The sequence below is a fragment of the Ferribacterium limneticum genome, assembly GCF_020510565.1.
GTDB lineage: Bacteria > Pseudomonadota > Gammaproteobacteria > Burkholderiales > Rhodocyclaceae > Azonexus > Azonexus limneticus_B.
Map to the genome: position 1 here is coordinate 2,182,257 of NZ_CP075189.1, position 25,757 is coordinate 2,208,013.

Sequence of the window (25,757 nt, forward strand, 5' to 3'; positions counted from 1 at the left end):
CGTTTTTTTTGTAATGTCGACTATTTCACGAATAATAAAAATGTTGCAGTGCGGCATGTACTTGCACTTGGGATACAATTTGTCCTGGTTAAATATTCAAGAAGTTTACGCTTGATGCTATGAACATACTTTCGTCCTCACGCTTCGGTGGTGTTGCCTCGAATCGCCCATTTCTGGGCATGGAACGGGTCGGCGGCGCATTGTTTCGGCTTTTTGAATCGCTGGTTGATCCCGTTTCTGTCCTTGCTACCCTGTTTGGATTGATGCTGTGGTTTCGCGATGACCAGTACGCCCATTATGCGGTGCTCGGGGTGCTTGTGTTTTCGCTGACCTTCCCGGGCAAGAGCCTGATTCAGGAGACGGTGCGAGGCAGCATCCGCGAAGTCCTTATCAGCTGGATGGGGGTCGCCGCACTGTTGATCTTTTTTGGCCTGGCAACCGGGCTTTATAAGCATTTTCCGGAAGAGGTTCTGTTTAATTGGCTATGGATGGCGCCTGCCGCCCAGTTGGCTGGCCATTTCCTGTTCCGGGTCACGATGCCCGCCGTGCTTGCCGCGAACGGTTTTCCGAAACGGGCCATTGTGGTTGGTTGCAACGAATTGGGTCGCCATCTGGCAACCGAGATTGATGGCCACCCGATGCAGGGCATCAAGCTAACCGGCTATTTCGATGATCGCGACATCGAGCGCCTGGACATGGGGCATGGCCGCCTGATTGGCCGGTTTTCAGACGTTGCCGACTACGTCAAGGCCAACAAGATCGATCTGATCTACCTCGCCTTGCCGATGGCAACGCAGCCACGGATTCTTTCGCTGCTCGAATCGCTCAACGACACGACGGCTTCGGTTTATTTTGTGCCGGACATCTTCGTCACCGACCTGATCCAGGCGCGCATGGATGCGGTTGGCCGCATGCCGGTGGTTGCCGTGTGCGACACCCCATTTTCCGGTTTGAACGGTATCGTCAAGCGTTTGAGTGACATTGTTCTTTCGCTGTTGATCCTGATCCTGATTTCGCCTGTTCTGCTCGTGGTGGCCAGCCTGGTCAAGCTGAGTTCCCCTGGTCCCATCATCTTCAAACAGCGGCGCTATGGGTTGGATGGCGAGGAGATCATGGTCTACAAATTCCGCTCGATGAGCGTGTGCGAAGATGGCCCTAACGTTGCCCAGGCGCGCAAGGGCGATGCCCGGGTGACGCGCATCGGCGGCATTCTTCGCCGTACTTCGCTCGATGAATTGCCGCAGTTCGTGAACGTTCTGCAGGGGCGCATGAGCATCGTCGGCCCGCGGCCGCATGCTGTTGCTCACAACGAGATGTATCGCAAGCTGATCAAGGGCTACATGGTGCGCCACAAGGTCAAGCCGGGCATCACCGGCTGGGCACAGGTCAATGGCTATCGCGGCGAAACGGAAACGCTGGACAAGATGCAGGCGCGTATCGACTACGACCTCGAGTACCTGCGCAACTGGTCGCTGAATCTTGATCTTTACATCATTCTTCGTACCGTCCTGCTCGTATTCAAGGACGCGAGCGCCTACTGAGGCCCGGCCGATGACATTTTCGGCTTCCGGGCGAAGGTGTATGCCGGGTTTGGTGATGCTGGGCCTGCTTGTCCCGGCAATTGGCCTTGCTGCAGAGACGGTTGCGCGTCGCGATAACGCGCGCGTACAGCTTCGGCTGGACAAGCGCCCGGTGGCACCAAGCCCGTTTCGCCTGGAGATTCAGCGTTCGGATTATCGACTGAATACGGGGGCGCTGACCGAAACGCTGGCACCTCAGAAAAAAGGCTCGGCGCTCTCGGCAATGATCGAGCGCCATGCCAATGCCAAGGGACTCGATCCGGCGCTGGTTCATGCCGTCATTCGGGCCGAATCGGCCTATCGGCCCGATGCGCTGTCGCCGAAGGGGGCGATCGGCCTGATGCAGGTCATGCCGGCGACCGGCCGGCGCTTCGGGGTCAGCGATCTCGATGTGCCGGAACGCAATCTGCTGGCTGGCACGACCTATCTTCGGCATCTGCTCGATCGTTTCGACAACGTGCCGTTGGCGCTGGCTGCCTACAACGCGGGTGAAGGGGCGGTGAGCCGCTTTGGCAACAAGATTCCGCCGTATCCGGAGACGCAGGGCTATGTTCAGGGGATTCTTCGCTCTTACCGGAAGGAACTGAGTTTGGATATCCCCATGCCGACCCTTTATACGGATGGTGTGCGCCTTGCAACTGACGATCTGGCGCCGTATCGCCTTGTCAATACCGGCCGGTATTGAGGCTTTGTTCGGCGTCTGACGGCGGTTTGGGACGGTATTTTTGTCCGGTCGGCGGAATGGTGGTGAGGTCTTTTATAATTGCGCCCTTCCGTATCCCATGAATGGCAATCAGACACCGGATTTTGACCTCTTGCGCAGCGGCGGTACGGCGTTGCTGAGGGGCTTGCCTGGTCAATGCAGTCAATGAATTCCGATCCCCATGAAATTCTCGGTGTTTCGCCCGGGGCTGCGCCGGCTGAGTTGAAACGCGCCTATCGGCGGCTGGCCATGCGCTGGCATCCGGATCGGAGCGATCATCCGCAGGCGACTGAGCGTTTCAAGCAGATCAGTGCGGCGTACGAGCAATTGCTTGCCGTTGATGCCGAGGATGTTGAAGAGGCTGAAGCGCCCCAGGCCGAGCCTGATGAGAGCGCGGCGAGGGCGGCGGATATTCGGCTCAACCTTGAGGTCAGCCTGGAAGAGGCTGCCGCCGGCTGCCGCAAGACCATCCATTACACGCGTGGCAATGCCTGCCCGACCTGCGAGGGTACAGGCGAACACGGCATGGCCAGAACGCGCTTTTGCGGCGCCTGCCATGGCAGTGGCCGGGTGCATGACGCCAAGCGCAATCTCGTGCGTTGCGAGGAGTGTGGCGGGCGTGGGTTGTTTACCGAGCGTATTTGCAAGGATTGTGGCGGCAGCGGCCGCGAACTGGCCGACGTCAGCCTGGAAATTCGTGTGCCGCACGGCATGTTGCCGGGTGATGAATTGCGCCTGGCCGGGCAGGGTGAACCGGGTGATGAGGAATTGCAGGCAGGCGATCTTTACCTGACGATCGTCATCCGCTCGCATCCGCTTTTCCAGTTGCGCGGCCGCGACCTGCACTTCCGGATGCCGGTCAGCGCACTGGCCATGATGGCCGGTGGCGATGTCGATTTACCGTCATTGGCTGGTGTGATCTGCCATTCGCTGGATGCCGGCGCCGCTGAGAGCAGGCAGCTACGGTTGGCCGGCAAGGGCTATCCGGGGCGTGGCAAGAATCACGCGGGCGATCTGGTGGTCGACCTGGAACCGGTCTTTCCGAGCAAGCTCAATGCTCGGCAACGCAAGCTGCTGTTGCAGGCCAATGCGGCGTTGCTCGACGACATGGCAGATGCCTTGCCGGAGATTGCCGATTGGAAAACCGCTTACGGGATTGAGTAGGCAGCTCGCTCAGGGTTGCGGATGCGGATTGAAATTAAAGCGTTTTTTCGTGTCGACCGTAGCAATCGACTGTAGCGGCAGGTTCTGCCAGCGGATATCGCCGGTGGCCGTTTCCATCAGGCTTGAAAGGGCCTCATCGCTCGCCGGCTGGCCCTTGTCGTCGCAGCATTCAGCGAGAAATTGCGCCAGATCGCGATCATTGAGCAGGCCGATGCCCAGACTCGTTTCGAGCAGGATGCTGCCTTCTTCGTCGAGGTAAATCGCTTTGATGTCGCCGGCCGGTTCGCCGGTGTGGCTGACGAAGGCCTCGCCATCGCGGCGGAACACCCACGGAGTGTAGGCGAGTTCAACGAACACCCGTTGCGGGCCGTTCTGCAAGAACCAGCAGCCTGACTCGTCACAACCGTACTGCCGGTTGATGAACTCGATCAGGCCGCGGTGTGTCACGCGCTCTCCCTGCAATCGCCAGTCGCCCCGCCGGTCGAGCGACAACCAGTCGTAACAGGCGGGGATGTTGGGCCACTTGGCGATGGCAGAGAGATCGACGGCCATCAGTCTTCGTAGGCAGACATCGGCGGGCAGGCGCAGTTCAGGTTGCGGTCGCCGTACACATCGTCGATGCGATTGACGCTCGGCCAGAACTTGTTGGCCGCCACCCAGGGCAGCGGGAAAACGGCCTGTTCGCGGCTGTACGGGTGCTTCCAGTCGCCGTCGATCACGTCCGCCTGCGAATGCGGGGCATTCTTGAGCGGATTGTTGTCAGCGGTCCACACACCATTCTCGATCTGGCGGATTTCCTCACGAATGCTGACCAGGGCTGCAATGAAGCGGTCCAGTTCGGCCTTCGATTCGGATTCGGTCGGCTCGACCATGATCGTGCCGGCCACCGGGAAGGATACCGTCGGTGCGTGGAAGCCATAGTCCATCAGGCGCTTGGCGATGTCGGTTTCGCTGATCCCGGTCGCTGCCTTGAGCGGGCGGATGTCGAAGATGCACTCGTGGGCGACGCGGCCGTTCTTGCCAACGTAGAGCACGGGATAGTGCGCCTTCAACTGCTGGGCGACGTAGTTGGCGTTGAGGATGGCGACTTGCGTGGCCTTCTTGACGCCTTCACCGCCGAGCATGGCGAGGTACATCCACGAAATGGTCAGGATCGAAGCCGAGCCGAACGGGGCGGCGGAGACCGCACCCTGACCGGCATTGACACGATCTGCCGGGCCAGTCGCCGCCACGGCGTGGTCGGCCATGAACGGTGCCAGATGGGCCTTGAGGCCGATCGGACCCATGCCCGGTCCGCCGCCGCCGTGCGGGATGGCGAAGGTCTTGTGCAGATTCATGTGGCTGACGTCGGCGCCGATGAAGCCGGGCGAAGTCAGGCCGACCTGGGCATTGAGGTTGGCGCCGTCCATGTAAACCTGGCCGCCGTTGGCATGGACGATGGCGCAGATGTCGCGCACCGCCTCCTCGAACACGCCATGTGTCGACGGGTAGGTGATCATCAGGCAGGCCAGGTCGTCCTTGTGCTCTTCGGCCTTGGCCTTGAGGTCGGCGACATCGACGTTGCCGTTGTCGTCGCAATCGACGACGACGACCTTCATGTTGGCCATCTGTGCCGTGGCCGGGTTGGTGCCGTGGGCTGATCTGGGGATCAGGCAGACGTTGCGGTGCGCTTCGCCGCGGCTGGCGTGGTAGCGGGCGATTGCCACCATGCCGGCATATTCGCCCTGGGCGCCGGAGTTCGGCTGCATGCAGATGGCGTCGAAGCCAGTGACGGTCTTCAGCCATTCGGTCAGGCTGGCGATCATTTCCAGATAACCAGCGGCCTGATCGCGCGGGGCGAAGGGGTGCAGGCCGCCGAATTCCGGCCAGGTGACCGGGATCATCTCGCTGGTCGCGTTGAGCTTCATGGTGCAGGAGCCGAGCGAGATCATCGAGTGGTCGAGGGCCAGATCCTTGTTCTGCAGCGACTTCAGGTAGCGCAGCATCTCGTGTTCGGTGTGATGCGTGTTGAACACCGGGTGCTGGAGAACGGCGTCACTGCGGATCAGTGCGTCGGGCAGGGCAGAGTCGGCGGCGGCGACCTGGGCGTCGATGGTGTCCATGTCGAGCGTGACCTGGGTGATCAGCTTGAACAGCGTGGCGACATCGTGGCGTGTCGTCGTTTCGTCGAGCGAAATACCGAGCACACCGGCCGAGACACGGCGCAGGTTGTAACCGGCAGCGAGGGCGTCGAGGTAGACGGTTTCAGCGCGGGCGCCGAGGTCGAGGTGTACGGTGTCGTAGAACTGCTTGGTCAGCAGCTTGACGCCAGCGCGCTTGAGGCCCTCGGCAAGGATCGCGGTCAAACGATGGATGCGACCGGCGATGGTACGCAGGCCTTCGGCGCCGTGATAGACGGCGTACATGCCGGCCATGTTGGCCAACAGGACTTGCGAAGTGCAGATGTTGGAGTTGGCCTTCTCGCGGCGGATATGCTGCTCGCGCGTTTGCAGCGCCATGCGGTAAGCGGTCTTGCCGCGCGCATCCTTGGACAGGCCGATGATGCGGCCCGGCATCGAGCGGACGAAGGCTTCGCGGGTGGCGAAGAAGGCAGCGTGCGGGCCGCCGAAGCCCATCGGAATACCGAAACGCTGGCTGGAGCCGAGGGCGATGTCGGCGCCCATGGCGCCCGGCGACTTGAGCAGGACCAGCGCCATCAGGTCGGAAGCGACGGCAACGGTCGTGCCCTTGGCTTTCAGCGCGGCGATGGTGGCGGTCAGGTCGCGGACTTCGCCGTTGTCGCCCGGGTACTGGAGCAGGGCGCCGAAGAAATCTTCACTTTCGATTTTTGGGCCATTTTCCGGGTTGACCGTAGCAATGACCAATTCGAAGCCGAAATAGCCGGCGCGGGTCTTGACGACGTCGATGGTCTGCGGAAAACAGTTGGCATCGACCAGGAACCGGTTGGATTTCGACTTGGAAACACGACGCGCCATGGTCATCGCTTCGGCGGCGGCGGTGGCTTCGTCGAGCAGCGAGGCGTTGGCGATTTCCAGGCCGGTCAGGTCGACGACCATCTGCTGGAAATTCATCAGCGCTTCGAGCCGGCCCTGGGCGATTTCAGCCTGATAGGGCGTGTAAGCGGTGTACCAGCCCGGGTTTTCGAGCACGTTGCGGACGATGACCTTGGGTGTCATCGTGTCGTAATAGCCCATGCCGATGCAGGACTTGTTGACGACATTCTTGCTGGCGATGGCCTTGAGGTCGGCCAGCGCTTCGTGTTCGCGGCGCGGCGCGGGCAGCGGCAGGTCGGCCGGCAGGCGGATGGCGGCGGGGACGGTCTGGTCGATCAGCTGTTCGAGGCTGTCGGCCCCGATGGCGGCCAGCATGGCAGCCATTTCAGTCGAGCACGGGCCGATGTGGCGGCCGATGAACTCGTCGTGCTGCTCGAGGGCGGAAAGGGGAAGATTCAACGGCATGGGAATCCTTGCATGGAAATACTTGAATACGTCATCCCCGCGCAGGCGGGGATCCCGTGTTTTACTTTTTCTCGGTTCCCGCCAATGCGGGAACAACCTGCAGTTTTCAGGCGGCGTCGGCGACGGCCTGGTAAGCGGCAGCGTCGAGCATCTTGTCGAGGTCGGCGGCGTTGTCTGGGGTCATCTTGAACAGCCAGGCAGCGTAGGCATCCTGATTGACTGATTCCGGGGCATCGACAGCGGCCTGGTTCACTTCGGTCACGGTGCCGGCGATCGGCGCGTACACGTCAGCCGCAGCCTTGACCGATTCAACGACGGCGATTTCCTTTTCGGCATCGAAATGGGCACCGACTTCCGGCAGTTCGACGAAAACGAGGTCGCCAAGGGCTTCCTGGGCGTGGTCGGTAATGCCGACGGTGACGGAGCCGTCAGCGTTGAGCAGCATCCATTCGTGGGAGGCGGTGTACTTGAGGTTGGCGAGGACGTTGGACATGGTTTTCTCCTGAATGGGTTGAATTAGATGACTGCTTTGCCGTTGCGGGCGAATACGGGTTTGGTGACCTTGGCCTTGAGCGCCTTGCCACGGATATCGACTTCGACTTCATCACCGATCTGCACGCCGAGCGGCAGGCGGGCGAGGGCGATGGACTGCTGGAGCGTCGGCGAGAACGAACCGGAGGTGATTTCACCGTCGCCGTGGGCCGTCATGACCTTCTGATGGCCGCGCAGGACGCCCTTGTCGAGCAGGATGAGGCCGAGGAACTGCTTCTGCTGGCCGTTGGCGAGCAATGCAGGCTTGCCGACGAAATCGCGGTCGGTGTTGAGCGAAACCGTCCACGCCAGACCGGCGTCGAGCGGCGAAACCGTCTCGTCCATGTCCTGACCGTAGAGATTCATGCCGGCTTCGAGGCGCAGCGTGTCGCGGGCACCGAGGCCGCAAGGGGCGACACCGGCGGCGTTGAGCTTGTTCCACAGCGCTTCGGCTTCGCCGGCAGGCAGCATGATTTCGTAACCGTCTTCACCGGTGTAGCCAGTGCTGGCGATGAAATACTGATCGACTTCAGCGGCGAAAAACGCCTTCAGACCTTCGGTTGCCGCCTTGGCTTGCGGCAGCACTTCCCAGACCTTGGCGCGGGCATTCGGGCCCTGTACGGCGATGATGCCGAGATTGTTGGCGCCATCGCGGCGTTGGGTGATGGTGACGTCGAGCTTCCATTCGGCGACCTTGGTCTGCATCCAGGCCAGATCCTTCTCGGCCGTGCCGGCATTGACGACGATGCGGAAGCGCGTGTCGGTCAGGAAATAGATGATCAGGTCGTCGATGACGCCGCCGGCATCATTGAGCATGGCGGCGTAGAGCGCCTTGCCGGAAACCTTGAGTTTGGCCACATCGTTGGCGACGAGGCGGGAGAGGAAGGGGCGGCAATCGGCGCCGACGACATCGACCGGGCACATGTGCGAAACGTCGAACATGCCGCAGTTGTTGCGAACCGCATTGTGCTCCTCGATCTGCGAGCCGTAGTTCACCGGCATGTCCCAACCACCGAAATCGACCATCCGGGCATTCATTGCGCGGTGAGCGGCATTCAAAACCGTTTTCTTCAGCATATCAATCCTTTACGAGCGTTTGTTAACGTCGGTTCTAGAAACGGAAAAAGGGTGAAACGAAAGAATGGCCTTTCGTTTCACCCCTCTGTCCTCGATACCTGAGAGATTTGCCCCATCGGTGGACGTAGACCGTAGTCTCCATCGCTCTCCAGAGTTTTTTGGCTAGTGGTCTGCTTCGCAATTGGCGGAACTGAATGAAAGTGCCGGATTTGCGTTCCTGGCTAGGCGCGAACCGCAGCGATAGCCGCAGCTATCGCGAGGATGAGCAACAACGCCAGGGGCGCAAAGACCAGCTTTCATGTTTTGCCAATTGCGAAGCAGACTACCAATGCCTTGTTCCGCGGTCCTTTTGCCTGAGCGTTTTCGGGTGGATTTGCGCCTTCGGCGGCAGACGGATCTGCGCTCTCCCACGGAACGGGTGGCACTATAACGGGATGCTGCGGTCTGATCAACCTGCTGCACCGCACAAGGGGCTCAGGGCATGGCCTCGTTCGTGCTAGAATCTTCGTTTGCCTTCAACTGCTTACCTGTGACGCCAGCCAATTTCGATTTTCATAGCCACTCCATCGTTTCCGACGGGTTTTTGCCGCCTCGGGTCGTGGCGGGGCGCGCAGCAGGGAATGGAGTCGATCTTTGGGCGCTGACCGATCACGACGATCTCGGCGGTCTGGCAGAGGCCAGAGTAGCGGCTGAAGAAGCAGGCATGGGCTTCGTCAATGGTGTCGAAATCTCCATCGAATGGCGCGGCGTGCCCATCCATGTCGTTGGTCTTGGCTTCGATCCGGCCAACCCCGCATTGAGCGGCGGCCTCGACGAGTTGCGTGTCGGACGTATCGAGCGTGCCAGACGCATGGGCGACGCGCTTGCCGCTATCGGCATCCCTGGTGTCTATGAAGGTGCCTTGTGCTTTGTGACCAATCCGAGCCTGATCTCGCGCGCCCATTTTGCCCGCTATATGGTCTCAATCGGCATCGCCCGCGATGTGCCGGGCGTATTCCAGCATTACCTCGCGTCGGGCAAACCGGGGTATGTCGATCATCGCTGGGCAACGCTCGACGAAGCCGTCGGCTGGATCACCGGTGCCGGCGGCGTGGCGGTTGTCGCACATCCGGCACGTTACAAGATGTCGGGCGCCGACATGCGTCATTTTCTTGATGATTTCAAGGATGTAGGCGGGCAGGGCATCGAAGTGACCTGCGGCAGCCATTCACCCGACCATGTCATGCATTTTGCCCGTCTGGCCCGGCACTACGCGTTTCACGCCTCACGTGGCTCCGATTTTCACGGGCCGGACGAAAGTTATGTCGATCTCGGCAAGCTTCCGCAACTGCCGGAAGATCTCAAGCCGGTTTGGCGTCTGGTGGTCTGAGCATGGCCCGCGTCGTCAATATTCATCCGGAATCGCCGCAGCAGCGTCTGCTCGTTCAGGCTGCCGACTTCATTCGCAAGGGTGCGATTGTCGCCCTGCCGACTGATTCCTGCTATGCCCTTGGTTGTCATCTCGGCGACAAGGAAGCGCTCGATCGCATCCGCCTGATCCGCCAGATGGATGAGCGCCATCACCTGACGCTGATGGTCCGCGATCTCTCCGAAATCGCCCATTTTGCCCGGGTCGACAACGCCCAGTATCGTTTGCTCAAGGCGGCGACGCCGGGCAGCTATACCTTCATTCTCGAAGGGTCCAAGGAATTGCCGCGCCGGGTCATGCACCCGAAACGCAAGACCATCGGCCTGCGCGTGCCGGATCATCCGGTGGCACTGGCCTTGCTCGAAGAACTGAACGAGCCGCTGCTGACGACCACCCTGCAATTGCCGGGCGACGAGTTTTCGCTGACTGAAGGCTGGGAAATCCAGGATCGCCTCGATGACCAGCTGGAACTGATCCTCGACTGCGGTCCTTGTGGCACCGAACCGACGACGGTTATCGACCTGACCGGAGCTTCGCCGGAGCTGATTCGGGCTGGTCGCGGTCCGCTTGAACTGTTCGGATTGGCCTGAAACATGCTGGATATCAACGCCATCATCCAGACCATTGCGATCCTTGCTCTGCCGCTGGTTTTTGCCATCACCCTGCACGAAGCCGCCCACGGCTACGCTGCCCGATATTTCGGCGATCCGACCGCCTGGCAGCAAGGGCGAATCAGCCTGAACCCGTTGCGCCATATAGATCCGGTCGGCACCATCCTGATCCCGCTCAGCATCCTGCTCTTTTCCGGCGGCAATTTCCTGTTCGGCTATGCCAAGCCGGTGCCGGTCGATTTTAACCGTCTGCGCAATCCCAAAAAAGACATGTTCTGGGTCGCCGCTGCCGGGCCGGGTGCCAATCTGCTCATGGCCTGCCTGTGGGCGCTGGCTTTCCAACTTTCGTGGTTGCTGCCGCAGTTTTTCAGTACGCCGCTGGCACGCATGGCTGAAATGGGTATCCAGATCAATTGTGTGTTGATGGTGCTCAATCTGTTTCCCTTGCCGCCACTTGATGGCGGGCGGATCGCCGTCAGCCTGCTGCCGCATTCGTTGGCATGGAAGTTCGCCAGGCTTGAGCCCTGGGGCTTTCCCATTTTGCTGGTGCTGTTGTTCACCGGTATCCTCGGCGTAATCATGACTCCGCTGGTCAATACGTCAGCCGGGCTTATCGCACTCATTTTCGGTCTCTATTAAATAATATGTACGCAGAACGTGTTCTCTCCGGCATGCGCCCGACCGGGTCGCTGCATCTTGGCCACTACCATGGCGTTCTCAAAAACTGGATCGAGCTCCAGCACAAGTATCCCTGTCTGTTCTTCGTCGCCGATTGGCATGCCCTGACCACCCAGTACGACAATCCGCAGGGTATCGAGAAGGCCTCGATGGACATGGTCGTCGACTGGCTGGCGGCCGGTGTCGATCCCAAGCAGGCTACGCTGTTCATCCAGTCCAAGGTGCCCGAGCACGCCGAGCTGCATCTGCTCATGTCGATGATGACGCCGCTCGGCTGGCTGGAGCGTGTGCCGACCTACAAGGATCAGCAGGAAAAGCTGGCTGGTAAGGATCTGACGACCTACGGCTTCCTCGGCTATCCGCTGCTGATGAGCGCCGACATCCTGATTTACCGCGCCGACAAGGTGCCGGTTGGCGAAGACCAGATTCCGCACGTTGAATTCACCCGTGAGTTGGCCCGTCGTTTCAATCACATGTATGGCCGCGAACCGGGCTTCGAGGACAAGGCGCGCGAGGCCGTCAAGAAACTGGGCAGCAAGAAGGCGCGCTTCTACGAAGAGATGCGTACCCGCTTCCAGCAGAATGGCGACCGCGAAGCCGTCGAACAGGCCAAGGCCATTCTTAATGAAATTCAGCATCTTTCCGCGGTCGACCGCGAAAGACTGTTCGGCTACCTTGAGGGGACCGGCAAGATGATTCTGGTCGAGCCGGGCTACCTGCTGACCGAGGCTTCCAAAATGCCGGGACTGGATGGCCAGAAGATGTCCAAGTCGTACAACAACACGATCACCATGCGCGAATCCGAGGAATCGGTCGCCAAGAAGGTCAAGAGCATGCCGACCGATCCGGCCCGCGTGCGCCGTACCGATCCGGGCGATCCGGCCAAGTGCCCGGTCTGGCAACTGCATCTGGTCTATTCCAACGATGCTTGCAAGGAGTGGGTCCAGCAAGGTTGCCGCACGGCTGGCATCGGTTGTATCGAGTGCAAGCAGCCGGTGATTGACGCCATCCTCAAGGAACAGGCGCCGATGCGCGAGCGGGCGCAGGTCTATCTCGACGATCCGACCCTGGTCAAGAACATCATCGCCGATGGCTGCGAGAAGGCACGGGAATACGCCCGCGAGACCATGCGCGACGTACGCGAAGCGATGGGGCTGGAATACCGCTGATGTTCGGCTACGACTGGGAAACCCTGATCTGGATCGCCATCGGTTTTGGTGGCCAGGGCCTGTTCATGATGCGTTTTGTCGTCCAGTGGTGGTCGAGCGAGAAAGCCAAGCAGGTCGTCGTGCCGGTCGCTTTCTGGTATTTCAGCATCCTTGGCGGTGTTGTGTTGACCGTCTATGCCGTGCACCGCAATGACCCAGTCTTCATTTTCGGGCAGGGTCTCGGGTTGATCATCTACTTCCGCAACCTGCATCTGCATTACAAGGGCAAGGGCCGCGCTGCGGCCTCCTGATCGCATGAGTGACGTCCTCGAAGTGCTTGCGGTTGGCGAAGTTGAGCCGGTAGCCCGCGTTTACGGGCAACCGCTGGAGCAGATGCCGCTCGACCTCTACATCCCGCCGGATGCGCTGGCCATCATGCTCGATGCCTTCGAGGGGCCGCTTGACCTCCTGTTGTACATGATTCGCCGCGCCAACATCGATATCCTGGATATCCCGATGGCGCCGCTCACCCGACAGTACCTCGATTACGTCGAGGCAATGCGGGCGAGCAATCTCGAACTGGCTGCCGATTACCTCGTGATGGCGGCGATGCTCATCGAGATCAAGTCGCGTATGCTGCTGCCGCGGCCGAAGCTGGGCGAGGGCGACGAGGCGGAAGATCCACGCGCCGAACTGGTCCGCCGGCTCATGGAGTACGAGCAGATGAAGCTCGCCGGCCAGAATCTGAACGCGATGCCACAGGCCGAGCGGGAGTTTTTCTGGGTCGAGACACTGGTCGAGAAATCGCTGCTGGTCCGCCAGCCGGAAGTCTCGGTCGATGACCTCAAGGAAGCCTGGATGGCGGTCGTCCGCCAGGCTGGTCTGAAAAAGCATCACCAGATCGGGCGCGAAGAATTGTCGGTGCGCGAGCACATGGGCATCATCCTGCGCGCCTTGCAGGCCAAAGGTGGTTTCGTCCAGTTCGAAACCCTGTTCGACCCGGAAATGGGCGTGCAAGGGTTGGTCGTCCATTTCATCGCCATGCTTGAACTGGGCCGTGAAAAACTGATCGAAATCACCCAGACCGAAGCCTTTCAACCCATTTACGTCCGAGTGCATCAAGGTGGAACCGAGCCAGGTCAAGAGAGTGCTTGAGGCCGCGCTGCTCGCCGCGCGCGAGCCGATGTCGCACAGCGAAATGAAAAAGATGTTCGACGAGGATTTGTCGACCGATACCCTGCGCAAGCTGCTCGATGAGTTGCGCGAGGAATGGGCCGAACGTCCGGTCGAACTGATCCAGCTCGCCTCCGGCTGGCGCTTTCGGACGCGGGCCGAATACCTGCCTTATCTGGAGCGCCTGAATCCGGAGCGGCCGCCGAAATACTCGCGTGCCGTCCTCGAAACCTTGGCCATCATCGCCTATCGTCAACCGGTGACGCGCGGTGACATCGAGGAAATTCGCGGCGTCGCAGTCAACACCAACGTCGTCAAAACACTCGAAGAGCGCGGCTGGATCGACGTTGTCGGCCATCGCGAAACACCAGGACGGCCGGCCCTGTTTGCCACCACCAAGCAATTTCTCGATGATCTGGGATTGCGTAGCGTCAGCGAACTGCCGCCGCTCGAACAAATCGCCCAGACACTGGAGCTGAATTATGAAAACCAATAAACGCACACCCCTTCGTTCCGCCAGCAAGCCGGGCGGATTTCAAAAAAGGCCGGAATTTCCGGTTGACCGTAACAATCCGGCCCCGCGTGGCCGCACCTCCCGCAATGCCCACGATGAGGCGCCAGAAGCCGAAGAAGTGGTCGAGGCGCCCAAGCCGCGCCGTCGTGCTGCACTGCCGGCAACCGGACGGGCCAGCCGGGGCAACATTGCGCGCAATGGCAAGGCGGTGGTCGAAGCCAAACCGGAGCGTCTGCAGAAGATTCTGGCTCAGGCTGGCGTTGGTTCGCGTCGCGAAATGGAAGAGTGGATTTCGGCCGGCAAGGTCACTGTCAATGGTGTCGTTGCAACCATCGGCCAGTCCGTCGTGCCGACCGACAAGGTCAAGATCGGCGGCCGGTTGATCAACATCCGCTTCACCGGCAGCACCCGTCCGCCGCGCGTCCTGATGTACCACAAGCCGGAAGGCGAAATCGTCTCGCGCGACGACCCGGATGGCCGTCCGTCGGTATTCGCCGCGCTGCCTCGCATGCGTGGCGGCCGCTGGATCAACGTCGGCCGTCTCGACTTCAACACCTCCGGCCTGCTGATTTTCACGACCTCTGGCGACCTAGCCAACAAACTCATGCATCCGAGTTCGGAACTGGTCCGCGAGTACGCTGTTCGCGTGCTTGGCGAACTGACGCTCGAAGCGCAACAGCAATTGCTGCATGGCGTCGAACTTGAGGATGGCCGGGCCAATTTCGGGACATTGCACGACGGTGGCGGCGAGGGAGCCAACCACTGGTATCGCGTGACGATTTTCGAAGGCCGCAATCGCGAAGTGCGGCGCATGTTCGAAGCGGTCGGCGTTACGGTCAGCCGATTGATCCGTGTACGCTACGGCCCGTTTGTTCTGCCGCCACAATTGAAACGCGGCATGGCGCGCGAGCTCAAAGAGGTTGAAATCAAAATGCTGCTGCGCGACCTTGAAAACAACGCGCCGGCGCCCCGAAAGGGCCCTGAGAGAAGCTAAATCGATTGTCGAAGGGGAATAAATCCGTTATAATTCACGGGTTTGTTCCTCCCGTCGTTTTTGGCGGGGCATCTTTTTTTCATGAGGTGGGCGTTTCGCCCATTTTTTATTTGTGGCTATGGATTTAAACGCACTGCTGGAAACGACGGTTGTCGGTCTGGGTTATGAACTCGTTGATGTCGAGATGTCGCCGCGTGGGCGGACGATTCGTGTCTTCATCGATGCGCCGGGTCGGGCGACGGGGATTGACGTCGAGGATTGCGCCAAGGTCTCCAATCAATTGACGCGCGTTTTCGAGGTGGAAAACTTCGATTTCGACCGTCTTGAGATTTCTTCGCCGGGGCTTGATCGCGTCGTCAAGAAAGCCGAAGACTTCGAGCGCTTTGCCGGTCAGGAGATTCAGATCAAGTTGCGTATTCCGCATGGCGGTCGCCGGAACTTCCAGGGCGAACTGCTGGGCTGCAAGGATGGCAAGGTTGGTCTGCGCCTTGCAAAAGATGATGTGGAACTGGAATTCAATAATATCGAGAAGGCACGTCTGGTGCCTCGTTTCGACTGAAGGACTAGGAGGTTTTAGCCCATGAGCCGTGAAATATTGCTGCTGGTTGATGCACTCGCCCGCGAAAAGAATGTTGCCAAGGAAATCGTTTTTGGCGCCCTTGAGCTGGCCCTTGCGTCGGCTACCAAGAAGCGTATCAACGACGAGGCCGAAGTGCGCGTGTCGATCGACCGCAATACGGGTAGCTACGAGTCCTTCCGTCGCTGGCAGGTTGTGCCGGACAACGAATACGTCAACGAATACGTAGAAATTCCGCTGTCGGAAGCCCAGAAGGACGATCCGGAAATCGAATCCGGCGACACCCTCGAAGAAGGCCTCGAGCCGATCGATTTCGGTCGCATCGGCGCTCAGGCAGCCAAGCAGGTCATTCTGCAGAAAATTCGCGATGCCGAGCGTGAGCAGATCCTGTCTGACTTCCTAGACCGCAAGGAACATGTCGTTTCCGGCACCATCAAGCGTATGGAGCGTGGCAACGCCATTGTCGAAGCCGGCAAGATCGAAGCCCTGCTGCCGCGCGACCAGATGATCCCCAAGGAAAATCTGCGCATCGGCGACCGCATTCGCGCCTATCTGCTGCGTATCGACCGCAATGCCCGCGGCCCGCAGATCATCCTGTCGCGTACTGCACCGGAATTTGTCATCAAGCTGTTCGACATGGAAGTGCCAGAAATCGCCGACGGCCTCATGGAATTGAAGGCCTGTGCCCGCGACCCCGGTCTGCGCGCCAAGATCGCCGTCAAATCCAACGACCCGCGCGTTGATCCGATCGGAACCTGCGTCGGTCTGCGCGGTTCCCGCGTCACTGCCGTACGCAACGAAATCGGCGGCGAAAATATTGACATCGTGCTGTGGTCGGCTGATCCGGCACAGTTCGTGATCGGCGCGTTGTCGCCGGCCGAGGTTTCTTCCATCGTTGTTGATGAGGAAAAGCACGCCATGGACGTGGTTGTTGACGAAGACAACTTGGCTATTGCCATTGGTCGCAATGGTCAGAACGTTCGTCTGGCTTCCGAACTGACCGGCTGGACCATCAATCTGATGACCCAGGACGAGTCGGCCAAGAGGTCCGAAGCTGAATACGCCGTGACCCGCGTCACCTTCATGGAAAAGCTGGACATCGACGAAGAATTGGCTGACCTTTTGATCGAGGAAGGCTTCTCGTCGCTGGAAGAAGTGGCTTATGTACCGTTGGCTGAAATGCTCGAAATCGAAGGGCTGGACGAGGGGATCGTCAATGAACTCCGCAACCGTGCCCGCAATGTTCTGCTGACGGAAGCGATTGCGACCGAAGAAAAGCTGGAAAATGTTTCCGATGACCTCATGGGTCTGGAGGGAATGAGCAAGGAATTGGCCGCGAAACTGGCAGGTCACGACGTCAAGACCCGCGATGATCTCGCGGAACTGGCGGTAGATGAATTGACGGAAATGACCGGCATCGACGACGAGCGTGCCAAGGTACTCATTCTGACGGCACGGGCTCACTGGTTCGAGTGAGCGGGAGGTAGCAAAGTATGTCCGCAACAACAGTTTCACAATTTGCCGTTGAACTCAAAATGCCGGTCACGGCCCTGCTCGAGCAATTGAGCAAGGCTGGTGTGGGCAAGGAGAGTGCTAACGATGCGTTGAACGATCAAGACAAGGCCAAGCTGCTCGATTACCTGCGCCGCGCGCATGGTGACGAGTCGAAGACCAAGATTACGCTGACTCGCAAGCAGACTTCCGAAATCAAGGCGACCGATTCGCATGGTCGTGCCCGCACCGTTCAGGTCGAGGTGCGCAAGAAGCGCGTTCTGATGAAACGCGAAGTCGGCGAGCACGTGCCGGAGGCAGAACTCGAAGCGCTCGAACTTGAGCCCGAGATGCCCGAGGTCGAATTAGCCCCGGAACCGGAGCCTATTCCGGAACCGGTGGTTGAGGTCATCCCTGAGCCGGTGGTCGAAGTACCGGTCGAGGTGAAGGTTGAGGCACCGGTCGAGCCGGTGGTAGAACCCGTTGTCGAGAAGCCGGGTCCGGTTATTTTGGACCGTGCTGCGATTATCGGCGAGAAGGAATTGAAGGCTCGCGAGGTTGAGTCCCGTCGCTACACGACACTGCGCGAAATTCAGGAGCGAGAGCTGCGCGAGAAGCAGGCGCGTGAAGCTGAGCTGGTCCGCATGCGTCAGCAGGCAGAGGTTGCTGCAGCCGCCGCCAAGGTTGCCGAGCTGGCCAAGCAGCAGTCAGCCGCCGCCGCCAAGGCTGGCGAAGGCACCGCGCCGGCTGCTGACAAGGGCACTTTGCACAAGAAGCCGGATGCTCCGGGCAAGAAGGGTGACAAGGGGCGCGTTGCCGACGACGGCAAGAAAAAGGGTGGCCTGAAGACCCGTGGTTCCGATATTGGCAACTCCTGGAAGAGCGGTCGTGGCGGCCACAAGAAGTCGCACAAGGATGACGATGGTCAGGGCAGCTTCCAGGCGCCGACCGAGCAGGTCATTCGTGAAGTACATATTCCTGAAACCATTTCCGTCACCGATCTGGCGCACAAGATGGCCATCAAGGCTATCGAAATCATCAAGGTCATGATGAAGATGGGTTCGATGGTCACCATCAACCAGGTGCTGGACCAGGAAACGGCGATGATTGTCGTCGAGGAAATGGGCCACAAGGCGTTCGCCGCCAAGCTGGACGATCCGGATGCCTTCCTCGAAGAGTCGGCCGATCACAAGGATGTGCCGCTCGAGCCGCGCGCCCCGGTGGTGACTGTCATGGGTCACGTCGATCACGGCAAGACCTCGCTGCTCGACTACATTCGTCGTGCCAAGGTGGCGGCTGGCGAAGCCGGCGGCATTACCCAGCACATCGGCGCCTACCACGTCGAAACTGATCGTGGCATGGTTACCTTCCTCGATACCCCGGGTCACGAAGCCTTTACGGCCATGCGAGCCCGCGGTGCCAAGGCGACCGACATCGTCATTCTGGTCGTGGCGGCCGACGACGGCGTCATGCCGCAAACCAAGGAAGCGATCCACCACGCCAAGGCGGCCGGTGTGCCGCTGGTGGTTGCGGTCAACAAGATCGACAAGCCGGATGCCAACGCCGATCGCGTCAAGCAGGAACTGGTTGCCGAAGGCGTCATTCCGGAAGAGTACGGCGGCGATTCGCCATTCATCTCGGTGTCGGCCAAGAAGGGTACCGGCATCGACGAACTGCTCGAACAGGTCCTGCTCCAGGCAGAAGTCCTCGAATTGAAGGCGCAGAAGGATGCACCGGCCAAGGGCCTGATCATCGAAGCGCGTCTCGACAAGGGGCGTGGTGCCGTGGCAACGATGCTTGTTCAGTCCGGTACGCTCAAGCGCGGCGATGTCGTGCTGGCCGGCCAGGTCTTCGGTCGCGTTCGTGCCATGCTCGACGAGAACGGCAAGCCGATCAACGAAGCGGGTCCGTCCATCCCGGTCGAAATTCTCGGCTTGTCCGATGTGCCGGCTGCTGGTGAAGAAGCCATCGTGCTTACCGACGAAAAGAAGGCGCGTGAAATCGCGCTGTTCCGTCAGGGCAAGTTCCGCGACGTCAAGCTGGCCAAGCAACAGGCCGCCAAGCTTGAAAACATGTTCGTCCAGATGACGGAAGGCGAGGTCAAGACCCTGCCGCTGATCGTCAAGGCCGACGTGCAAGGTTCGCAGGAAGCGCTGGTTCAGACACTGTCCAAGCTGTCGAACGACGAAGTCCGTGTTCAGATCATCCACGGTGCCGTCGGCGCGATCAGCGAATCCGACGTCAATCTGGCCCAGGCTTCCGGCGCCGTCATCATCGGCTTCAACATCCGTGCTGATGCTGGTTCGCGCAAGCTGGCCGAAACCTTCGGTGTCGATATCCGTTACTACAACGTGATTTACGACGCGGTTGATGAGGTCAAGGCAGCTCTTTCCGGCATGCTGTCGCCGGAGAAGCGCGAACAGATTACCGGCATGGTCGAAATTCGCCAGGTCTTCCAGGTTTCCAAGGTTGGCGCCATCGCCGGCTGTTACGTGCTGGAGGGCTTCGTCAAGCGCAATTCCCGCGTCCGTCTGCTGCGCAACCACGTGGTTCAGTGGGATGGCGAACTAGACTCGCTCAAGCGCTTCAAGGACGACGTCAAGGAAGTGCGTTCCAACTTCGAATGTGGTCTGTCGCTGCGCGGCAATAACGACATTCAGGTTGGCGACCAGCTGGAAGCTTACGAAATTCAGGAAGTGGCACGCTCGCTGTAATGAAGAAAAAAGGATTTCAGCGTAGTGACCGGGTCGCGGAGCAGGTACGCCGCGACCTTGCCGATCTGATTCGGACAGAATTGAAGGATCCGCGTGTCGGCATGATTAGCCTGACAGCTGTCGAGCTGACGCCGGATTACGCCCATGCCAAGGTGTTTTACGCGACGCTCAATTCCGAGCATCTGGAAGAGATCGAGCGCGGCCTGAAGCGGGCGTCCGGTTTCCTCCGTCGCGAACTGGGTCGTCGTATACATATCCATACCTTGCCGGAGTTGCATTTCGTTTACGACAACTCCATCGAGCACGGTGCCAGCATGTCTCTGTTGATCGATCAGGCCAACGCGCTGAGCGATCTGACACCGGAAGAATAAGCGCCCCATGCAAGTCAAGAAGACCTGGAAACAGGTCGATGGTGTGCTGTTGCTCGACAAACCCATCGGATTGACCTCCAACGACGCGCTGCAAAAGGCGCGCCGCTTGTTCTCGGCGGCCAAGGGCGGCCATACCGGCACGCTCGACCCGCTGGCGACTGGCTTGTTGCCGCTGTGTTTCGGCGAGGCGACGAAATTCTCGGCTGATTTGCTCGACGCGGACAAGACCTACGAGGCTGTCCTAAAACTCGGTGTGACCACCGATTCCGGCGACGCCGAAGGCAAGGTGACGGCGACTTCCACGGTCAACACGGAAAAAGCCGCAATTTTGAAATTGCTGCCGCAATTCACTGGCGATATTCAGCAGATTCCACCGATGCATTCGGCCCTGAAGCGTGACGGTCGGCCACTCTATGAACTGGCTCGCCAAGGGATAGAAGTCGAGCGCGAGGCGAGGGCGGTGACGATTTACGCCATTGATCTGCTCGACTTTGCCGGTGACTCTCTGACGCTTCGCGTGGCGTGTAGCAAGGGCACCTACATCCGTGTTCTGGCCGCCGACATCGGCGCAGTACTCGGTTGCGGCGCACATCTGACGGCCCTGCGCCGGACCCGGGTTGGCGATCTTGAGCTGGACGGCGCCGTTACCCTGGCCGAGCTGGAAGGTCTGGACGAAGCAGGGCGCATGACGCGCCTCAAGCCGGTCGATGCGCTGTTGCTCACGCTGCCCATCCTGACTGTCGAAGGTGAGGCGGCGCAGCGTTTCAGCCACGGTAATCCGGTTGATTTGCCGCCCGGCCTGAGTGGCAAGATCCGCGTCTATGAGAATGGCAAGCTGATTGGTATCGGCGAACCGGGCTCCGGGGATCGTTTGTGGCCAAAACGGCTGGTTCAACTCGCTGATTAACTGATATAATCCAACGCTTTCCGTCGCCAACGGAAAATTTTATCCACTGGCGCTGGCTCTATCAAACCGGGGCGGCGTCGTTTTCATGAAAGAGAGTTTGAAATGGCATTCACTACTGAAGTCAAAGCCGGCGTCGTCGCCGAATTCCAGCGCGCCAAGGGCGATACCGGTTCTCCGGAAGTCCAGGTTGCCTTGCTGACCGCCCGCATCAACGATCTGACCCCGCACTTCAAAGAGCACAAGAAGGATCACCACTCCCGTCGTGGTCTGCTGCGCATGGTCAATCAGCGTCGCAAGTTGCTGGATTACCTCAAGGGCAAGAACATCGATTCTTACCGCACCCTGATTACCAAGCTCGGTCTGCGCAAGTAAGCGAGATCGACGCCACGAAAGAGCGGCCCGGTTTATCCCGGCCGCTTTTTTTATTTTTTGCAGTACTGTTTGTTGTTGTCTATTGTAAGTTGTTGATAAATCGTTGTTTATTGTGTTGAGAGTGAAAGGAAAATATGTTTAACGTCGTGAAAAAAACATTCGCCTATGGTGCCCATCAAGTCACCATCGAAACCGGTGAAGTTGCCCGCCAGGCTGGCGGTGCCGTCCTCGTTTCCATGGAAGAAACCGTGGTTCTGGTCACCGTTGTGGCTGCCAAGAGTGCCAAGCCGGGCCAGGATTTCTTCCCGCTGACCGTTGATTACCAGGAAAAGACCTACGCTGCCGGCCGTATTCCCGGTGGCTTCTTCAAGCGCGAAGGCCGTCCTTCCGAAAAGGAAACGCTGACCTGCCGCCTGATCGATCGTCCGATCCGCCCGCTGTTCCCGGAAGGCTTCTACAACGAAGTCCAGGTCATCGCTACAGTGATGTCGCTGAACCCGGAAGTTGATTCCGATATCCCGGCCCTGATCGGCGCTTCCGCCGCCCTGGCTATTTCCGGCGTGCCGTTCAACGGCCCGATCGGCGCTGCCCGCGTTGGTTACATCGACGGCCAGTACGTCCTATGCCCGACCTTGAGCCAGCTCAAGGGCAGCCAGCTCGACCTCGTCGTCGCCGGTACCGAAGCTGCCGTGCTGATGGTTGAGTCGGAAGCCGACCAGCTGTCCGAAGAAATCATGCTCGGCGCCGTTGTTTTCGGTCACACCGAAATGCAGAAGGCGATCAACGCCATCAACGAACTCGTCGAAGAAGCCGGCAAGCCGGAATGGGAATGGCAAGCTGCCCCGAAGGACGAAGCACTGGTTGCCAGCCTGTTCGCGCTGGTCAGCGCCAAGCTCGAAGAAGCCTACAGCATCACCGTCAAGCAAACGCGTAGCCAGGCCGTCAAGGTCATCCGTGCTGAAGCCATTGCCGCCCTGTGCCAGGGCGAGGGCGCGCCTGACGAAAATACCGTCGGCAACCTGTTCCACGAAATTGAAGCTTCCATCGTTCGCGGCCGCATCCTGAGCGGTGCCCCGCGCATTGACGGTCGCGACACGCGCACCGTGCGTCCGATCACCATGCGTTCCGGCGTCCTGCCGCGGACCCACGGCTCGGCCCTGTTCACCCGTGGCGAAACCCAGGCGCTGGCTGTTGCCACGCTCGGTACCAACCGCGACGAGCAGATCATCGACGCGCTGGCTGGTGAGTACCGTGACCGCTTCATGCTGCATTACAACATGCCCCCGTACGCCACCGGCGAATGCGGTCGTGTCGGTACGCCGAAGCGTCGCGAAATCGGTCACGGCCGTCTGGCCAAGCGCGCGCTGCTCGCCGTGCTGCCGAAGCCGGAAGACTTCTCCTACTCGATGCGTCTGGTTTCGGAAATCACCGAATCCAACGGTTCGTCCTCGATGGCCTCTGTTTGCGGTGGCTGTCTAGCCCTGCTGGACGCCGGCGTACCGCTCAAGGCGCACGTTGCCGGTATCGCCATGGGTCTGATCAAGGACGGCAACCGTTTCGCCGTGCTGACCGATATCCTGGGCGACGAGGATCACCTTGGCGACATGGACTTCAAGGTCGCTGGTTCGACCAGCGGTATCACCGCGCTGCAGATGGACATCAAGATCCAGGGCATTACCAAGGAAATCATGCAGGTTGCCCTGGCCCAGGCCAAGGATGCTCGCATCCATATCCTGAATCTGATGCAGGAAGCTGCTGCTGGCCCGCGTGAAGAAATGTCGGCCTACGCACCGCGTCTGTACACCTTCAAAATCAATCCGGAAAAGATCCGTGACGTCATTGGCAAGGGCGGCGCTGTTATCCGCGCCCTGACCGAAGAAACCGGCACCACGATCGATATCCAGGATGATGGCACCATCACCATCGCTTCCAGTAGTGGTGAAGCTGCCGCCGCTGCCCGTGCCCGTATCGATGCGATCACGGCAGAAGTCGAAATCGGCAAGATCTACGAAGGTACCGTGCTCAAGATTCTTGATTTCGGTGCAATCGTTTCCGTCCTGCCGGGCAAGGATGGTCTGCTGCACATCTCCCAGATCGCTCAGGAACGTGTCAACAAGGTCGAAGACTACGTCAAGGAAGGCCAGATCGTTCGCGTCAAGGTTCTCGAAACCGACGACCGCGGTCGCGTCAAGCTGTCGATGAAGGCTGCTGCTTCTGAAGAAGGCACTGCGGCTGCCCAGCCGATTGCCAACGAAGCAGCTCAAGAGCAGCAATAAACTTCAGCTTAGTCTGAATGCACAAAGGGCGCCTTGCGGCGCCCTTTGTTTTTCGGCATTTTTTCCGGTTGACCGTAGCAATGCCAAAAAGGCGAATTACTTCGCCATCTGTTTTTCCTTGAGCTCGTCCAGCGTCTTGCAATCGATGCACAGCGTTGCCGTAGGGCGGGCTTCCAGGCGCTTGATGCCGATCTCGACACCACACTTGTTGCAGAAGCCATAATCGCCACTTTCGATGCTGGCGAGGGTCTCATCGATCTTCTTGATCAGCTTGCGTTCGCGGTCACGGTTGCGCAATTCGATCGCCATGTCGGTTTCCTGGCTGGCGCGATCGTTCGGGTCGGCAAACACCGTTGCTTCGTCCTGCATGGTATGAACAGTGCGGTCGATATCCTCGCCCAATTCCTTTTTGAGCGTCTCGAGAATTTTGCGGAAATGTGTCAGTTGCTTCGCACTCATGTAGTCCTCGCCGGTTTTCGGCTGGTACGGAGCGAAGTGTTTGTGGAGCAGTTCTTCTGCCATGTTCTGGTGCGTCCTAGTGACGAAAAAAGCGATTAAATATCATGAAGACAGCCTGTGGGCAAGGATTCTTTATTGCACAAAGATAGGCTCTTGATCTGGTGCGGTTTTCCGGACGGTGATAGAATGCCGTCTCTCGTGTCGGGGCGTAGCGCAGCCTGGTAGCGCATCTGCTTTGGGAGCAGAGGGTCGTGAGTTCGAATCCCACCGCCCCGACCAATTTTCTAGATTCACCCTCAAGTGCCCGTAGCTCAACTGGATAGAGCAGCTGCCTTCTAAGCAGCAGGTCGGGGGTTCGAGTCCCTCCGGGCACACCATTTTCATGTCGGGGATTGTGTTTCACCTGGTGCGCAGGCTTTGTTCATCAATAGCTATCCCTGTCTCAGATAACCCCTTGCCGGTGGAGCCCCCCTTTTAGCAGCAAGGAAATTGTCGGATTTTTTTACACTGATTTTGTTTTTCGCTATTCTGCATGGGTGGCTGATATATATTTCATGCATAATCAGTGGGTTGTTGCGTGTTGATTGGTCATGGTTTGTTTATTGCTAGTAGACTAGCGATCATGGTCTGTGAAATTAGCCACATTTTTGACTTGATGGCGTATTAACCTTCTGTTGCGATGCTCGCACTGCGGAGTTACCGAGATGAATGAGCGTGTAGATATTTCTGAACAGCCTACGGCTGAATCCGTTAAAAGTGCCGAAAGCGCTTCGTTAGGCGCGTTGGGTGTTGTCCGTCGGGATCTGTTTCGAAAAGGTGCTGTCGCTGTCGGTGTGACACTGGCGAGCCGGCCGGTGCTGGCTTGGCATTGTAAAACAACGTCTGCTTGGGGGTCGGAATTGCTCAACCCTACGACAAGTCTGAAAAACGATACTGCACACCCAAAGGTTGCCGACGAAGGTTGGTATGTCAGTGATTGGAAAAACAATAGTAACTACAACGGCGCAATGTCTGGTGTTGGCAAGCCATGGAACTATCTGAAGACAAAATATCCAGGAATAGAGAATAGCAGCACAAAAACCAATGGCGTCTTTGACTACACTAAAGTTACTGTGGGAATGCTTGCTACTACATTGTCGATACAAATACCCACAGGAGTCAGTGTGGCATCTACTGCTATTAGCGTATTTGCCAACGGGCGTCAAAATTTTGGGGCGGCGACGCTTGCGGCTCAGTTGAACTTTAAACTCTTGAGTCCCCTAATTGACCCGTTCAACCACGAAAAATGCGTCAATCTCGATCAGCTAAAGCTGATGGCAGTAACCAATTTCAAGCCTTCCGTCGGTGGTGATTTTTGGAGTCAAACCCAAGTGGTTGATTACCTCTACCTAAACTATATTATTCGGTAGTTTCTGCACGTCTTGACGAATATAGTCTGGCGGTGCCTGCGTTCAGAACGTGATGCGGCAGTTCGGTTCGTTTGTTTTGACGATGACGATTTCGTAATTGCCTTTGATTCCCTGTCTGGTGATACGCACTTGATCCGGTATC

At 59.0% G+C, this 25,757-nt stretch carries 24 protein-coding genes, 2 tRNA genes and 2 riboswitches; of the genes, 21 read left to right on the forward strand and 5 right to left on the reverse strand.

Translation table 11 applies throughout. The features are described 5' to 3' along the window. The first annotated feature begins 119 nt into the window (after positions 1-119). The 3 genes from KI610_RS10500 (at position 120) to KI610_RS10510 (ending at position 3,447) form a co-directional block, all read left to right on the forward strand. Entirely contained in the window at positions 120-1,541 is a 1,422-nt protein-coding gene (locus tag KI610_RS10500; RefSeq protein ID WP_226494928.1) for an undecaprenyl-phosphate glucose phosphotransferase, read from the forward strand. Positions 1,542-1,596: 55 nt separating this feature from the next. After that, complete coding sequence (locus KI610_RS10505; protein ID WP_226494929.1) at positions 1,597-2,265, forward strand: lytic transglycosylase domain-containing protein; 669 nt, start codon at positions 1,597-1,599, stop codon at positions 2,263-2,265. Between the two features lie 183 nt (positions 2,266-2,448). Beyond that, positions 2,449-3,447, forward strand: a complete 999-nt coding sequence (locus tag KI610_RS10510) for a DnaJ C-terminal domain-containing protein (protein WP_226494930.1) — start codon at positions 2,449-2,451, stop codon at positions 3,445-3,447. Positions 3,448-3,456: 9 nt separating this feature from the next. Here the strand turns inward: KI610_RS10510 and KI610_RS10515 are convergent, their stop codons facing one another. The 4 genes from KI610_RS10515 to gcvT form a co-directional block, all read right to left on the reverse strand. Continuing rightward, positions 3,457-3,999, reverse strand: a complete 543-nt coding sequence (locus tag KI610_RS10515; protein WP_226494931.1) for a DUF2946 family protein — start codon at positions 3,997-3,999, stop codon at positions 3,457-3,459. Then, positions 3,999-6,905, reverse strand: a complete 2,907-nt coding sequence (gene gcvP, locus KI610_RS10520) for an aminomethyl-transferring glycine dehydrogenase (protein ID WP_226494932.1) — start codon at positions 6,903-6,905, stop codon at positions 3,999-4,001. The genes KI610_RS10515 and gcvP overlap by 1 nt, the downstream gene beginning before the upstream one ends. 106 nt (positions 6,906-7,011) lie before the next feature. Further along, positions 7,012-7,398, reverse strand: coding sequence for a glycine cleavage system protein GcvH (gcvH, locus tag KI610_RS10525; RefSeq protein WP_226494933.1), 387 nt, complete (start codon positions 7,396-7,398; stop codon positions 7,012-7,014). A 23-nt stretch (positions 7,399-7,421) separates the two neighbouring features. Beyond that, on the reverse strand, positions 7,422-8,513 hold the full coding sequence (gene gcvT / locus KI610_RS10530) for a glycine cleavage system aminomethyltransferase GcvT (protein ID WP_226494934.1): 1,092 nt from the start codon (positions 8,511-8,513) through the stop codon (positions 7,422-7,424). Positions 8,514-8,588: 75 nt separating this feature from the next. Further along, a riboswitch (glycine riboswitch) is annotated at positions 8,589-8,675 on the reverse strand. 169 nt (positions 8,676-8,844) lie between these two features. Next, a riboswitch (glycine riboswitch) is annotated at positions 8,845-8,933 on the reverse strand. Positions 8,934-8,994: 61 nt separating this feature from the next. On the opposite strand from gcvT, the gene KI610_RS10535 reads away from it, so the two are divergent. The 15 genes from KI610_RS10535 to pnp all read left to right on the forward strand — a co-directional run bounded on the left by KI610_RS10535 (position 8,995) and on the right by pnp (position 23,747). Then, entirely contained in the window at positions 8,995-9,882 is an 888-nt protein-coding gene (locus KI610_RS10535; RefSeq protein ID WP_226494935.1) for a 3',5'-nucleoside bisphosphate phosphatase, read from the forward strand. Positions 9,883-9,884: 2 nt separating this feature from the next. Further along, positions 9,885-10,511, forward strand: coding sequence for an L-threonylcarbamoyladenylate synthase (locus KI610_RS10540; protein WP_226494936.1), 627 nt, complete (start codon positions 9,885-9,887; stop codon positions 10,509-10,511). 12 nt (positions 10,512-10,523) lie between these two features. Further along, positions 10,524-11,171: a site-2 protease family protein gene (locus tag KI610_RS10545; RefSeq protein WP_226498537.1), complete on the forward strand. Its 648-nt coding sequence runs from the start codon at positions 10,524-10,526 to the stop codon at positions 11,169-11,171. 5 nt (positions 11,172-11,176) lie between these two features. Further along, complete coding sequence (locus tag KI610_RS10550) at positions 11,177-12,379, forward strand: tryptophan--tRNA ligase (protein ID WP_226494937.1); 1,203 nt, start codon at positions 11,177-11,179, stop codon at positions 12,377-12,379. Then, on the forward strand, positions 12,379-12,669 hold the full coding sequence (locus tag KI610_RS10555; RefSeq protein ID WP_226494938.1) for a lipid-A-disaccharide synthase N-terminal domain-containing protein: 291 nt from the start codon (positions 12,379-12,381) through the stop codon (positions 12,667-12,669). Before KI610_RS10550 ends, KI610_RS10555 begins: the two co-directional genes overlap by 1 nt. A gap of 4 nt (positions 12,670-12,673) precedes the next feature. Continuing rightward, positions 12,674-13,513: a segregation and condensation protein A gene (locus KI610_RS10560; RefSeq protein WP_226494939.1), complete on the forward strand. Its 840-nt coding sequence runs from the start codon at positions 12,674-12,676 to the stop codon at positions 13,511-13,513. A 28-nt stretch (positions 13,514-13,541) separates the two neighbouring features. Further along, positions 13,542-14,027 carry an SMC-Scp complex subunit ScpB gene (scpB, locus tag KI610_RS10565; protein ID WP_449757748.1) on the forward strand — a complete coding sequence of 162 codons (486 nt, stop codon included), beginning with the start codon at positions 13,542-13,544 and terminating at the stop codon, positions 14,025-14,027. Further along, a complete protein-coding gene (rluB, locus tag KI610_RS10570) occupies positions 14,014-15,039 on the forward strand; it encodes a 23S rRNA pseudouridine(2605) synthase RluB (RefSeq protein ID WP_226494941.1) in 1,026 nt (341 codons plus the stop codon). Before scpB ends, rluB begins: the two co-directional genes overlap by 14 nt. Before the next feature lie 118 nt (positions 15,040-15,157). Then, a complete protein-coding gene (rimP, locus tag KI610_RS10575) occupies positions 15,158-15,598 on the forward strand; it encodes a ribosome maturation factor RimP (RefSeq protein ID WP_226494942.1) in 441 nt (146 codons plus the stop codon). 21 nt (positions 15,599-15,619) lie between these two features. Beyond that, positions 15,620-17,092, forward strand: a complete 1,473-nt coding sequence (gene nusA / locus KI610_RS10580; RefSeq protein WP_226494943.1) for a transcription termination factor NusA — start codon at positions 15,620-15,622, stop codon at positions 17,090-17,092. A 17-nt stretch (positions 17,093-17,109) separates the two neighbouring features. Next, positions 17,110-19,821, forward strand: coding sequence for a translation initiation factor IF-2 (gene infB / locus KI610_RS10585; RefSeq protein WP_226494944.1), 2,712 nt, complete (start codon positions 17,110-17,112; stop codon positions 19,819-19,821). Beyond that, complete coding sequence (rbfA, locus tag KI610_RS10590) at positions 19,821-20,192, forward strand: 30S ribosome-binding factor RbfA (RefSeq protein WP_226494945.1); 372 nt, start codon at positions 19,821-19,823, stop codon at positions 20,190-20,192. The genes infB and rbfA overlap by 1 nt, the downstream gene beginning before the upstream one ends. Positions 20,193-20,199: 7 nt before the next feature. Then, positions 20,200-21,099 (forward strand): tRNA pseudouridine(55) synthase TruB, encoded by a 900-nt coding sequence (truB, locus tag KI610_RS10595; protein WP_226494946.1) that lies wholly within the window; start codon positions 20,200-20,202, stop codon positions 21,097-21,099. Between the two features lie 102 nt (positions 21,100-21,201). Then, positions 21,202-21,471, forward strand: coding sequence for a 30S ribosomal protein S15 (gene rpsO, locus KI610_RS10600; protein ID WP_226494947.1), 270 nt, complete (start codon positions 21,202-21,204; stop codon positions 21,469-21,471). Between the two features lie 134 nt (positions 21,472-21,605). Next, positions 21,606-23,747, forward strand: a complete 2,142-nt coding sequence (gene pnp, locus KI610_RS10605; protein ID WP_226494948.1) for a polyribonucleotide nucleotidyltransferase — start codon at positions 21,606-21,608, stop codon at positions 23,745-23,747. 96 nt (positions 23,748-23,843) lie between these two features. Here the strand turns inward: pnp and dksA are convergent, their stop codons facing one another. Then, a complete protein-coding gene (gene dksA / locus KI610_RS10610) occupies positions 23,844-24,269 on the reverse strand; it encodes an RNA polymerase-binding protein DksA (RefSeq protein WP_226405255.1) in 426 nt (141 codons plus the stop codon). 139 nt (positions 24,270-24,408) lie between these two features. On the opposite strand from dksA, the gene KI610_RS10615 reads away from it, so the two are divergent. The 3 genes from KI610_RS10615 (at position 24,409) to KI610_RS10625 (ending at position 25,615) form a co-directional block, all read left to right on the forward strand. Then, a tRNA-Pro gene (locus KI610_RS10615) sits at positions 24,409-24,485 on the forward strand. A gap of 21 nt (positions 24,486-24,506) precedes the next feature. Continuing rightward, positions 24,507-24,583: transfer RNA gene (locus KI610_RS10620), tRNA-Arg, on the forward strand. Positions 24,584-24,910: 327 nt separating this feature from the next. Further along, complete coding sequence (locus KI610_RS10625; RefSeq protein ID WP_226494949.1) at positions 24,911-25,615, forward strand: hypothetical protein; 705 nt, start codon at positions 24,911-24,913, stop codon at positions 25,613-25,615. The last annotated feature ends 142 nt before the right edge of the window (positions 25,616-25,757 follow it).